Source organism: Sulfurimonas sp. (genome assembly GCF_041563035.1).
Taxonomy (GTDB): Bacteria; Campylobacterota; Campylobacteria; order Campylobacterales; family Sulfurimonadaceae; genus Sulfurimonas.
Genome location: NZ_JBFFNS010000025.1, coordinates 1 through 12,503, shown reverse-complemented (window position 1 = coordinate 12,503; position 12,503 = coordinate 1). Strand labels below are relative to the sequence as shown.

The window sequence follows — 12,503 nt, the reverse complement described above, 5'->3', positions numbered from 1 at the left end:
CTATATTCCTGTTTTAGTTTTTATGTCTGTTTATATATTTTGTTAGTAGTGGAGATAGCTCATTTTGTAAGTTATCATCAAAACTGTTCAACTCATTGCTAAGTTCATCTGCTAATGTATTTGCTTCACTCATTGCCACATCAAGTCCTAAAATAGTAACAAAGCTGTTTTTATCTTCATCATTATTAGTTAACTTTCCTGCTTCTTCAGAGCTTTGTGTAACATCTAAAATATCATCTTGGATTTGAAAAAGAAGTCCAAGTTTGATTCCAAAATCATAAAGTTTTTCACCTAATTCTTCACGTCCTACTATAATAGCTCCCATTTTTAGTGAAGCTGCTATAAGTTTTGCTGTTTTGTTTGTGTGTAAGATTTTAATGTCTGCAACATTGAGTGGTTTGTTTTCAAAATAACAGTCAATCGCTTGACCTAAAACCATTCCGTTTAATCCGCCGTTTTTTGCCAACTCTTGGATGAGTTTTACTCGTGTGTAGTCTGAAAATGGAGCTTGGCTTAAAACTTCAAAAGAGTAAGTATTGAGAGCATCTCCTGCGAGTATTGCTGTTACTTCATCATAAAGCACATGCAGCGTAGGCTCCCCTCTACGAAGAGGAGAGTCATCCATAGAAGGTAGGTCGTCATGAATAAGGGAGTAAGTGTGTAGTAGTTCAACTGCGTAAGCAGCATGTCTAGCTCCATCTAACATAAGAGAGTTATATGCACTGACAACACCAAGAAGAAGAGCAGGTCTAAACCTTTTTCCTCCAGCGATTAGCATCTGCTGAAGGGCTTTCTCATAAGTAGGGTGAATACTCTTTGATGTTGGTAAATTCTCTAATAAAAATGTCTCAAAATTTTGCATGTGAAATTATATATGTACTCTTGTTAAATGACTATTAATTTCTATACACTTTCACTGTAAATCATAAAATCATTTTTTGAAGACTTTTTAATACTGTACATAGCTTTATCGGCATAGTTAAATAATGAATCAATATTAGTTGTGTGTTTAGGAAAAACACTTATGCCAATACTAGCACCTACTGAAGATGCTGGTAGACCTTCATAGTCTTTACTTACCTCCACAATAATTCGTTTTGCAACCTTCTCAACATATACTAAATCGTTTAAAGCTCCTATGGCAACAGCAAATTCATCACCACCTATTCTTGCAATGATATCCTCTTTACGGAGTAAAGACTTTATTCTACTTGCAACAGTTTGTAAAACTTCATCACCTTTGGCATGTCCATAATTATCATTAACTTCTTTAAAACCGTCGAGATCTATAAATAGTAAAGCAACTGAGTGCTTATGGCGAATAGCATAAGCGGTCAGTTTAACAAGTTCTTCTTTTAGAAGATATCTGTTTGGTATATCTGTTAGCTCATCGTGATGTGCACGATATTTTAACTTTTCATTTGCTTTTTCTAGTTGGACAGTGGTCACCAAAAGTTTTTCATGCTTTGCTTCTAGTTTAGTATTAGCATTTTTCTCTTTTTGATCAATAAAATATTTTATCAAAAAATAAATTCCAGATAATCCAACTGATATATTTAAAAGAAAAAACAACTCCACTGCAATTTGAGGCATAAAAGTCGTATGGTTTTCTATAAGTGTTTGATCAATGACTGCAGAAACAACAACAAGAGACATAAAAGCATGAAACCAAGGGAGCGCTTTTTCACTCTCTTCATAGGTAAGTGCTGCTATAGGAGCGAAGAATGCCCATATCATAACGAAGCTTCCAAGGGCAAAGCCACCTAGAGACCACATAAGAAGGAATGGTAAAATAAGCACAAGTATCATCTGTATTTTTTGCAATAAGACAATATCTTTTGTCTTATTCAGATGCCACAAGTTGTATAGAGATATAAGACTGTAAGAGAGTGGAATAAATGCAGATAGATAATGATCTAAATAAATATATAGAAGTCCCCAAACTAAGGCAGTAGGGCCAACAATAAGAGGAACCATAGTTAACGAAGCTTTTTTAAGACGCTGGGATTCACTATCAGTTGGCAAGGCACCTATATTAATACAGGCTTCTAGACATTTTTTACCAATTTCAAGCAAAACTTCCCCTTCTCAACTTACTTCTTACTTCTCACTTTACCCTTGATATTTACAAAAAATTGAAAGTGATCTCTCTCAAATAAAAGAGAGGCAAAATATTTAAAGTCACTTATATGTTCTCTAATATCGGCTATATTGCTTACTTTTGTACCATTTACCTGCATAAGTCTATCTCCGACTTTAAGTCCATAACCTTTAAACTCGTTAGCTATTTTCATTACAGTTAGATTATGACTAAAATAAATTCCTTTTTGTTCTAAAAAGGTATCACTGATATATCCGCCGCCATATCTCTTTTGTACCTGTACTTTAAAGTATACATTTTTTGAGGCTCTTTTTACTTTAATCTTATGATAAGAGCCTATTTTTGAAAACAATATCTTTCTCATAAATGTAGCACTATCTCTGACTTTTTCACCATTTAAACCCACTATAGAGTCACCTTCTACAAATGGATTGTCTTCAATAAAAGGGTTTACTCTTTTAATAATGATTTGCTTTTTTTTATCTTCTACTCTTATTCCAATATCACCATAGTCAATGGATTTACTCTTTAAAAATCTCTCTACATACTCTTTTTCTATTATCCCTTGAGGAGTAACTATTCCTTCCAAGGCACAACAGCTATTTAACAGAAGAGAAGGTGTGTCTATTTTTTCACTAAAGCTTGCAAAACTATTTAAGCCGATCTGCTTTTTAACTACTTTTCCTTCTATCGCTCTTTTTTTATCTACAGATGCTACACCAAGTGAAAGATGATTATTTATTTTAAAAGGATGTTTGAATTTTTTTCTATCATCAATCAGATATAGAGAAAGAAAAGGGTCATATTTTATAACCTTTGCATTTGGAATATATTTTGAAAAGACTACTCTTTTATTTTCTAAAACTGGGATTTGAAGTGTTTTGTTTTGAATAGCTTGTGAGTGAGTAATTTTAAGTTTACAAGATTCATATCCGCCTTTACAAGCGAAAAGATTTAAAAGAAGAAAGTTTAGAGCTAAAAATAGCCTAAACATTTATTTTGATCCAAAAGGGTTCATTCCGCCCAATCCGCCCATGCCACTTAGTGCTCCCATAGCACTGTTCTGCTGGTTTTGTTGAACCATTTTATTAGCGTCGTTCATAGCGCCTATAAGTAATATTTGAAGTGAGTCTTTGTCATTCATCATTGAGTCATCGATTATTAAATCTATCACTTCACCCTTTCCATTGACACTGAGCTCAATCATTCCTCCGCCACTTTTTACACTAAAAGTTTTAGATTCTAGTTCAGCCTGAAGCTTGGCAGCATTTTCTTGCATACCTTCAAGCATTTTACTCATATCACCAATATTACCGAACATTACTAGATACTATCCGCTACGTAATCAATATCGTTATTGTCATCTAAGATAACAACTTTCGGCTGGTAAGTCTCTAGATCTTTTTCATCATAAGTTGCATATGCAACTATAATTACTTTATCTCCCTTGTGAACTTTTCTAGCAGCCGCACCATTTAAACAGATATCTCTTTTGCCTCTTTCGCCTAAGATAATATATGTTGAAAATCTTTCACCATTGTTGACATTTAAAATCTCAACTTTTTGTCCAACCCTCATCTTTGCAGCTTCTAAAAGCTCTTCATCTATCGTAATAGAACCAACATAGTTTAAGTTAGCATCTGTAACAGTAGCACGATGGATTTTGCTGTACAACATCTCTATAGTCATCTACTTTTCCTACATTCCCATTTGTTTTTTCATATCAGCAGGAGTTATTGGATTGTCCCACTGCTCAGAATCGATTACATATTCAGAAACTACGTTTCCACCAATAATATGCTCTGATACTATTTTATCAATTTTTTCTTTAGTAAGACCTGCATACATAGTATGTCCCGGTTCAACTAGCATAACTGGGCCTGAAGAGCAACGATTCATACAAGAAGTACGGATAGGTTGAACTGTTCCCATAATTCCTTCTTGCATTAATTTTTGAGCAAGGTACTGAAAAAGATCCTGAGTTTGAGGTGTAACACATGATGGTTTTGGCATGCCTGGAGGAGCTGATTGCTCACACTTGAACATATAAAATGCCGGTTGAGGGATTCCCATAAATTTTATCCTTAAATTTTTAACGGAATTATAACTAAAATATACATATAAAATATCATACACAAAAACAAGTTTGTTTTTTTAAGCTAAATAGCAACTTTTTAGCTATAATTCACACTATAAATATAAACAATAACAAGGTTAATAATTTGAAAAAGATTTTACTATTTTCTCTGCTAATCACATCTTTATACTCAGATGCTAAAGTATACATGGGAGTAGGTGCCGGTTACATGAATGAAACATTCTCTGATACAGCCAGCACAACAAATACGGCAGAGATGGGAAAACTAAAGATTGGTTACGGTGTTAGAGAAGCATATGCAATAGAATTTTCATTCGACTATCTTAAAAATGATGCAAATGTGTTTTCCACTACAGGAAAAGACAGTGATAAATTTGGGATGAATGTTGAACTGGTTAAAGCATTTGACTGGGATATTTTCATTAACCCTTACTTTAAGGCTGGGTTTGGTGCTGGTTACTTCGATATAAATCATGCTGAAGCAAGTTCTCTAAATTACGGCAGTTTTAACCTTGGTCTTGGTTTCTTTGTTCCAGTCAATGAACACTTAGATATTGAAGTCGGTTATGACTATAAATACGTATCTTACGAAAAATTAACAGATTCAAATGGCAATATCCTTGTAGATGTAGACTCTCATCTAAATGGTGCGTATGTAGGACTAAACGTAAGATTTTAAATAAAGAAGAGCAAATGAACTTGCACGATATTGAAGAAAGAATTAAAATTCTTTGTCCATTTATAAAAGAGATAGTTGTTACTATAGAAAATGGACATCCTTTTGCATTTATCTACCCCAACTTCCAAACACTAAAATCAGCGCATATTATTAACATAGAGAGTGAAATCCGCTGGTACGGAGTCGAGCTTTATAATTTGGAAGTAGAAGAGTCTCAAAAGGTTCGAGGATATTTTATCTCTATTCATCCATTGCCAAAAACAGAATCAGGAAAATTTGACACAACTGCAATTCAAGAACTTTCAAATAAAACTATACAGACTTCTGAAGATGAACCAAGCGACAACCTTTACCAAACCATAAAATCATATCTTTGTACAATGAGCGACGCAGTTATTTTACCCTCTTCGCATCTGGAATTAGACCTTGGGCTGGATTCACTCAACTATGTAGAGCTTTTTGTATTTGTTGAACATAGCTATGGGGTCAAGATAGATGAAAAAATCTTCTCTAATATTATGCATATGGAAGAGTTGTATGAATACATAAAAGAACATAAAGAGTATATAACACCCACTAAAATAGAGTGGGAAGATATTTTGAAAGAAGAGGATGATGAGAAGCTTATATTCTCCCCTTTTATCATGTTTACATACAAAACAGTTCTTTTACCACTATTCAAACTCTTCTTTAGACTTGAAGTAAAAGGAGTAGAAAACATACCTGTGTCTTCATGTATTATTGCCCCCACGCATCAGAGTATGCTGGACGGTTTTTTGATAGAAGCCACCCTTCCATACTCTATATTAAAAAACACTTTCTTTCTTGCTTTTAAACAAGTCTTCGGAACAGTATTTTTTAACCCAATTGCCAAATACGGTCAATCTATTTTAATAGATGCAAATATAAATCTTAAAGAGTCCATGCTCCATGCATCTATGCCTTTAAAGCAAAAGAAAAATCTGGTTATATTCCCAGAAGGAGCCAGAACCAGAGACAGAGAGCTTCTGGAGTTCAGACCGTTCTTTGCAATGCTCTCAAAAACACACAATGTTCCTATAGTCCCTGTCATCATCGACGGTAGTTTTGAGGCTCTTCCAAGTGGAAAAATCTTTCCAAGACCAAAGAAAGTTAAACTTACCTATCTAAAACCAATATATCCGGATGATATGACTTACGCTGAGTTGACTAACCTTGTGAAAAGCACCATAAAGGATGCGATGTGAGTTTCTTAGAGCTTTTTAAACGACCGGGTCTTATCGGGGCTCACCGAGGGTCACGCAGCTCACATCCTGAAAATACACTCTCTGCACTTAGATATAGCATGGGTCATTGTGACTTTATAGAGGTTGATGTGCAGTTAAGCAGTGATGGTGTTGCCGTTATTATGCATGATGATACGCTAGAACGCACAACTAATGTAAAAGAAAAAGAGATATATAAAATGCGTGTACCGTATAGAGTGTCTAAATTTTCTTATGAAGAGCTTTCAAAGCTTGATTATGGGGGCTGGTTTTATCAAAATCACATTAGATCAGAAGTACTTCTTACACTTAAAAAAGTCTTGGAGTTTATAAGAGAAAACAAGCAATATATCAATATTGAAATAAAAGATTTACATGACTCTTTTAGTGATGAACAAGTCGTATCAACTGTACTTGGTGAGATTAGTAGTTTTGATGTAAGCGAGTTTATTCTACTCTCTTCATTCAGACATGAGTATCTTAGCATGTTTAAAAAAAGAGCTCCAAATATACCTACAGCGGCCTTGGTTGAAGATAAACATCCGGATTATCTGATAAAATATCTAAAATCACTAAAGGTAGATGCCTACCACTTTAACGATGAGCTTGTTGATGAGAAGACTGTAAAAGAGTTGAGAAATGCAGGTTTTTTTGTAAATATCTACACTGTTAACAATCCTAAAAGACGTCAACAGTTGTTTGATATGGGAGTGAACGGAGTTTTCACCGATTATTTGGAGTAGTTAGTTGATATTCAAAAGCTCTCTGACAACTTCTCTATCATCAAATGGCAGTTTTTGATCATATATTAACTGAAATGCTTCATCACCTTTTCCAAGAATTACAACAACTTCACCTTCTTCTTGATCATCAAGTGCCATCTCTATAGCTTTTTTTCTATTTAGCTCAACACTTACAATACTTTTGTCTTCTATACCAGCTAATATATCATCTACAATAGCTTGTGGATCTTCATTTCTTGGGTTGTCACTCGTAATATAAACTTTTTTTGCAAGACTCGCAGCAACTCTGCCCATCAAAGGTCTTTTTTGTTGATCTCTATCACCGCCGGCTCCAAATACAACTAGAAGTTCTTTCTCTTTCAGAGCATTTAAAACCTGTTGCATCCCGTCTGGAGTGTGTGCAAAGTCTACTATTACATTTGGAAGTTCACAAACCTGTTCCATTCTTCCACTTACACCTGCAAAGTTATCTACTACTTCAACAACCTTCTCCAATTTTTCTTCAACTAAAAGATCTACAGCACCAATAGCCGCCATTAGATTATAAAGATTAAAGAAGCCATGAAGTGATGATGTAAATGGAACTACCTCTTGAAAATGCTGAATAATACCGCTTGAAGCATCATTTAACGAATATGCCATTAGTTTGTATGAAGCGTTATTTTCTATACCGTAAGTAAAAGTATTTTTTATATTAAAAGCAGCTCTTGGCTCATCTTTGTTTATAAGCTTTTTACTTTCATCTTGAAAAAAACTATTTTTTGCAGCAATATATTCACCAATAGTTTTATGATAATCTAAGTGATCTTGTGTGATATTTGTAAGTATTTTTAGCTCGAAGTTTAGACCCTCTATACGCTCCTGAACAATCGCATGAGAACTCACTTCCATTATAAAAAACTCACACCCTGCTTCTACAGCTTGGTAGATATGTTTATAGGTATTTAGTACACTTGGTGTTGTAAGAGATTTACCCTCTACAACTTCATCATTCATGAAAAAACCACGTGTTCCTTGCATTGCAGTTTTATAACCTAAATCCAGTAAGAAAGAGTAAATAGCACTAGCAGTTGTAGTCTTACCGTTTGTGCCTGTAATCCCTACTATTTTGATTTTATCGATACCAAATAGTGAAGCAATTTCTTTAATATTAATTATCGAATGAGCACCATTATCTTTGGCATCTTGAAGGTATTTTTTGTTTTGAGCGCTTAAAACAAACGCTGTATCTGCTGAACACTCAGACGAGTCTTCAGTTATGTATGTATATTCTTGATTTGGTAATTCAATTTTCACTTTTTTTACTCTTTGCCAACTTTTTAAGTAGTTTTCTTAGTAACTCATCACTGGGATAAACACTAAGTGCATTTTCTAAGTAAGTAAGTGCCATTTCAGCAAAACCATGTTCAATAAGGTTTTCTAAAAAATCTATAAAATCTTCTTTTTGAGTAATTATCACACGAGTCGAAAACATGATATTCTCAAAAGTCTCTTTGAACCCTGCACCCTTGTTTAAAATGGCTTTAAAATCTTGATAAAGTATCCCATCTTCAAACTCTAATCTTTCACGTAGAGGTTCAGCGAATACTTCACTAAGTTTCTCTACCGTTCCATCCATAGTCTGTAATATATCACTCATAATATTATCAGCTGACTCTTTATCTTCATCTTTTAATATTTCATAATAATCAAATAAGGCTTCAGCACCACCCTCACCGCTTAGAGCCATTTCAGAAAGAATCACACCATTATATGCCTCTTTTGAGTTAGGGAAGTCTTGCAAAACTACTGCAAATTTCTCTAGTGCATTTTTATAGTCTGATTTACTAAAGTACTCTTTAGCTTGTGATAGCGTTTTATGTTTACTGATAGCGTTCATTTTTTTCACTTGTTTTAAAGATTATCTATATCGTTTTCCATACCTACAGGTACATTTACAACTGTTAATTCCGGATGAATATCCATTCTAAGTTGTCTTTCTACACCATATTTTAGTGTACTGCCACTACTTGCACATCCTATGCATGCACCTTTTAACTGAACATAAACATTTCCATTTTTTACAGTTATAAAGTCTATATCTCCACCGTCTAATGCTAATGAAGGTCGTATTTTTTCAATTGAAGCCTTAACAGGGTTCATTAATTCTTCATCACTGAATGGAATCATCTATTATCCTTTAAATATTCTATACACATAAAATATGACAATATCGCTTAACAAGTCATAAAAAATTAAATTACCTTGCTATTTTTAGTCTTTTAATGCTAAAACTTCATGTACATAGCTTGGTTTTCTCATCCCTACAAGTATATACTCTATACTCTCTCTTTGCATTAAAAATCTTAAAGAACATTCTTGCATAGTTGAGTCACACTCTTTGAAGAAATCTTTTAACTGAGTTCTTGTGTTTTTAGAACATTCATGAAGAACCATTTTTCTATACTCAATAAAAAATAGATCAATAAAATTAAGCATAGTCTCTTTATTTTTATCATCTATTACTTCAAGAGAATTTCTCATATGAGGGATTATCTGAGCATAAAAGAAAGCATCATAATCACCTATCCATCCGAACTTATGTTTTGAAGCATCAAGTTCCTCTAGTAAATTATAAAGTGGTCTAAGCATCTCATTGTCACAAACTTCAAGCAGTTCATTTAAATGATGATAATATTCTCTTGGCTCATCGTAATCAGCCAATCTATACATAAGTTTTTCATATTCAGCATTTAATGGTCTATTTACTAAAACTCTTAACCCATTCTCTTTTGCCCATGAAGCACATTTTAAACCTTCTCTCTCAAGAATATTAATCGGCAGCTGAATTGTTGTGAAACTATGCGTATCATTTCCAACTTCTTCTGAGGCTCTATCAGCAATTGTTATCAGATCTTCGTATGGTAAAAACTCATCGGAATTATGATCTTTTGAAAAACTGTTAGAGCTAATTCCATAAGAAATAATTCTACCATTTTTAACTTCTTCTTCAAGTGCAACAAAAGCTATGTAAAGTCTTCTATACATCTCATCAAGTCTATCATCTTTATCAACTTGCCTGTTAATAGCATCTAGAATATAATATTCCGGATTATGTATAAGATAACAGTCTAACCTTTGCATCTCTAAACGATTTAGTGATTCTGTGAGTTGATCATGTATAAAAGACTTTGAAATAGAGTGAAAACAATCTTTTGAAAACTCTACAACTTCTTCGAAAGGTTCATCTTTATGTCTAACCATATTAGCACCTTGGATATATCCAAACTTACTAACTATTTCTACGTTCGATTTAACATCTTCATCAAACTCTCTAAATGCAAGTGCAATAGCTCGCTCAGCACCACCATCCATATAGTTTGATGATGTATCTATCATCGTGATTCCAGCTTCAATAGCTTCTTTTAATGCTTCTATGTGTTGAGGATTATAATCACTTATTCTATAAGTTCCAAATGCGAAATTACTCATAATGTCTCTCTTTGTATTTTAAGTATTTTGGAATTGGGAAGTTTAACTTAGTTCTAGTCTCCAAGTTAAACTTGGGGACTAGGAGGGAGTAGCAATTATACTAATTCTATAAAAGCCATAGTCGTAGCATCACCACGACGGATTCTTGTTCTAGTAATTCTTGTATATCCACCAGCACGATCAACGTACTTAGGAGCTATTTCATTTACTAAAGTTTTAGTTGCTTCTTTACTTTGAAGCGCCGCGAATACTGATCTGTGAGCGTTAGAGTCATTCTTACCAGCAATTGTGATAAGTTTTTCAACGTATGAACGTAACTCTTTAGCTTTGATAGCAGTAGTTTCAATTTTACCATGTTCTATTAACGAAATACTAAGGTTCTTAAGTAAAGCAGCACGATGTGCACTTGTACGACCTAGTTTACGGTATCCATGACGATGTCTCATCTGTTATTCCTCTATTAAGCCTGTGCGGCTTCTATTTTCTTTTTTAATGCACTAATTACATCATCTGCAAGATCAGCACCAACTGCAAAACCAAACTCTTGCAATTTATCTACGATCTCATCATATGACTTTTTACCTAGGTTTTTAACATTTTTAAGGTCATTTTGACTCATTAATGCTATCTCACCAATTAATTTAATACTTGAGCGATCAAGACAGTTAAAACTTCTTGCACTTAAACCTAAACTATCAATATGAGTTACTAGTTTTTTAAGATCAGGGTTTTCTTCAACACGTTCGATTGTTGTTGAAGCTTTTATGCTGATCTCAGAATTAAATACAGCTAATTGAGCATACATAACTTCAAGAGAGTTTTTAAATGCATCTAATGGAGAAATCTGACCATCAGTTCTAATATTTAAAATTACTCTTTCAAAGTTAGGATTGTCTTCTACAAGAACATTCTCAATTTTGTAAGTTGCACTACGAACAGGAGTAAAATAAGCATCTAGTGCTATATATCCATCTTCTAATTCATCGTGAGTATCTTCACTTGGAACATAACCGATACCTTGTGCAATTTTGATTACAAAGTTTAAGTTAGAGTCCTCGTTAAGAGTTGCAAGTGGAGCATCTGGTGTTACCACTTCAACTTCATCATTGCTTAGGTCTGCACCTTTAATAGTACATGGACCAGCAAAGCTGTAGCTGATCTCTGCTTCAGAAGCCTCATCTTTAAGCTTAAAGCGAATCTCTTTAAGATTTAGGATAAAGTCTGAAATGTCTTCAAGCATACCACGCACAGAATCAAACTCATGCTTAGCACCTTCGATTTTAATAGCAATTGGTGCGTAACCAACTGAACTACTTAATAAAAAACGGCGAAGTGGATGAGCCAAAGAGATAGCATAACCTGTTTCAAAAGGGTATGCCATAATGTTAGCTTCATTCTCACTAATCTGTTCTACCTCAAATTCTTGAGGAGCAAGTGGAGTAGTTTTAATTTTTTTCATTCTCTAACGCCTTTTATTAACTATTATTTCGAGTAAAGTTCAACGATTAAACGCTCTTCTACAGGTATAACAACTTCTTCACGTTCAGGTAAACGAGTAAAGATTCCAAATACTTTTTCAGCATCGATATCAACCCATGGAGCTAAACCAGTCTGATTAGTTAATTCTATAGCACGAACAATTTGATTGTTTTTCTTGCTTGATTCACGAACTTCTATTTTCTGACCAGGTTTAACACGGTAAGAAGGAATATCTAGTTTTTTGCCATCTACAAGTAGGTGACCATGAGTAACAAGCTGACGAGCGAAACGACGAGTTGATGCAAAGCCCATTCTGTAAACTACATTATCAAGTCTGCTTTCAATTAAGGTAATAAGGTTTGTACCTGTATTTCCTTCTCTTCTTTTTGCTTCAACAAACAGTGCACGGAATTGTTTCTCAGAAACACCATACATGAATTTTGCTTTTTGCTTTTCATTAAGTTGTAAACCATACTCAGAAACTTTCTTACGACGCTGACCATGTTGACCAGGACCATAAGGTCTTTTTTCTAATGCAGATTTACCCGCTAAACGACGCTCACCTTTTAAGTTAAGGCTTACACCGAATCTTCTTTCGATTTTTTCTACTGGACCTCTATATCTTGCCATCAGTAATCTCCTTAAACTCTACGACGCTTAGGTGCGCGACAACCGTTGTGTGGTAATG

At 34.1% G+C, this 12,503-nt stretch carries 16 protein-coding genes; 3 read left to right on the top strand and 13 right to left on the bottom strand.

From position 1 onward, the window contains the following. Window positions 1-13: 13 nt before the first annotated feature. The 6 genes from ABZC13_RS12495 to ABZC13_RS12470 are packed head-to-tail and all read right to left on the bottom strand — an operon-like array spanning window position 14 to window position 4,174. A complete protein-coding gene (locus tag ABZC13_RS12495; protein ID WP_373004422.1) occupies window positions 14-862 on the bottom strand; it encodes a polyprenyl synthetase family protein in 849 nt (282 codons plus the stop codon). A 41-nt stretch (window positions 863-903) separates the two neighbouring features. Then, window positions 904-2,076, bottom strand: coding sequence for a diguanylate cyclase domain-containing protein (locus ABZC13_RS12490; RefSeq protein WP_373004418.1), 1,173 nt, complete (start codon window positions 2,074-2,076; stop codon window positions 904-906). Window positions 2,077-2,093: 17 nt separating this feature from the next. Further along, window positions 2,094-3,095 carry a PDZ domain-containing protein gene (locus tag ABZC13_RS12485; RefSeq protein WP_373004415.1) on the bottom strand — a complete coding sequence of 334 codons (1,002 nt, stop codon included), beginning with the start codon at window positions 3,093-3,095 and terminating at the stop codon, window positions 2,094-2,096. After that, a complete protein-coding gene (locus ABZC13_RS12480) occupies window positions 3,096-3,422 on the bottom strand; it encodes a YbaB/EbfC family nucleoid-associated protein (RefSeq protein WP_373004412.1) in 327 nt (108 codons plus the stop codon). It abuts the gene before it with no gap. A 2-nt stretch (window positions 3,423-3,424) separates the two neighbouring features. Beyond that, window positions 3,425-3,790, bottom strand: a complete 366-nt coding sequence (gene panD / locus ABZC13_RS12475) for an aspartate 1-decarboxylase (protein WP_373004408.1) — start codon at window positions 3,788-3,790, stop codon at window positions 3,425-3,427. Window positions 3,791-3,799: 9 nt separating this feature from the next. Beyond that, the gene (locus ABZC13_RS12470) at window positions 3,800-4,174 is read right to left on the bottom strand and encodes a ferredoxin (protein ID WP_373004405.1); all 375 of its coding nucleotides are present in this window, start codon (window positions 4,172-4,174) and stop codon (window positions 3,800-3,802) included. A gap of 149 nt (window positions 4,175-4,323) precedes the next feature. On the opposite strand from ABZC13_RS12470, the gene ABZC13_RS12465 reads away from it, so the two are divergent. The 3 genes from ABZC13_RS12465 to ABZC13_RS12455 are packed head-to-tail and all read left to right on the top strand — an operon-like array spanning window position 4,324 to window position 6,865. Next, window positions 4,324-4,878 (top strand): outer membrane beta-barrel protein, encoded by a 555-nt coding sequence (locus ABZC13_RS12465; protein ID WP_373004402.1) that lies wholly within the window; start codon window positions 4,324-4,326, stop codon window positions 4,876-4,878. A 14-nt stretch (window positions 4,879-4,892) separates the two neighbouring features. After that, entirely contained in the window at window positions 4,893-6,104 is a 1,212-nt protein-coding gene (locus ABZC13_RS12460; protein ID WP_373004399.1) for a 1-acyl-sn-glycerol-3-phosphate acyltransferase, read from the top strand. Further along, the gene (locus ABZC13_RS12455) at window positions 6,101-6,865 is read left to right on the top strand and encodes a glycerophosphodiester phosphodiesterase (RefSeq protein WP_373004396.1); all 765 of its coding nucleotides are present in this window, start codon (window positions 6,101-6,103) and stop codon (window positions 6,863-6,865) included. The genes ABZC13_RS12460 and ABZC13_RS12455 overlap by 4 nt, the downstream gene beginning before the upstream one ends. Here ABZC13_RS12455 and ABZC13_RS12450 read toward each other — a convergent pair whose 3' ends face one another. From ABZC13_RS12450 to rpsD, 7 genes are all read right to left on the bottom strand, one after another. Continuing rightward, on the bottom strand, window positions 6,866-8,161 hold the full coding sequence (locus ABZC13_RS12450) for a UDP-N-acetylmuramoyl-L-alanyl-D-glutamate--2,6-diaminopimelate ligase (RefSeq protein WP_373004393.1): 1,296 nt from the start codon (window positions 8,159-8,161) through the stop codon (window positions 6,866-6,868). It abuts the gene before it with no gap. Continuing rightward, window positions 8,151-8,744, bottom strand: coding sequence for a hypothetical protein (locus ABZC13_RS12445; protein WP_373004390.1), 594 nt, complete (start codon window positions 8,742-8,744; stop codon window positions 8,151-8,153). The genes ABZC13_RS12450 and ABZC13_RS12445 overlap by 11 nt, the downstream gene beginning before the upstream one ends. Window positions 8,745-8,758: 14 nt before the next feature. Beyond that, window positions 8,759-9,034: a NifU family protein gene (locus ABZC13_RS12440; RefSeq protein ID WP_373004387.1), complete on the bottom strand. Its 276-nt coding sequence runs from the start codon at window positions 9,032-9,034 to the stop codon at window positions 8,759-8,761. A gap of 84 nt (window positions 9,035-9,118) precedes the next feature. Then, complete coding sequence (locus tag ABZC13_RS12435; protein ID WP_373004384.1) at window positions 9,119-10,336, bottom strand: aldo/keto reductase; 1,218 nt, start codon at window positions 10,334-10,336, stop codon at window positions 9,119-9,121. A 95-nt stretch (window positions 10,337-10,431) separates the two neighbouring features. Further along, window positions 10,432-10,782, bottom strand: coding sequence for a 50S ribosomal protein L17 (gene rplQ, locus ABZC13_RS12430; RefSeq protein WP_373004381.1), 351 nt, complete (start codon window positions 10,780-10,782; stop codon window positions 10,432-10,434). 14 nt (window positions 10,783-10,796) lie between these two features. Continuing rightward, complete coding sequence (locus tag ABZC13_RS12425; protein WP_373004377.1) at window positions 10,797-11,795, bottom strand: DNA-directed RNA polymerase subunit alpha; 999 nt, start codon at window positions 11,793-11,795, stop codon at window positions 10,797-10,799. Window positions 11,796-11,818: 23 nt separating this feature from the next. Next, window positions 11,819-12,445, bottom strand: a complete 627-nt coding sequence (rpsD, locus tag ABZC13_RS12420) for a 30S ribosomal protein S4 (protein WP_373004374.1) — start codon at window positions 12,443-12,445, stop codon at window positions 11,819-11,821. Window positions 12,446-12,503 lie beyond the last annotated feature (58 nt).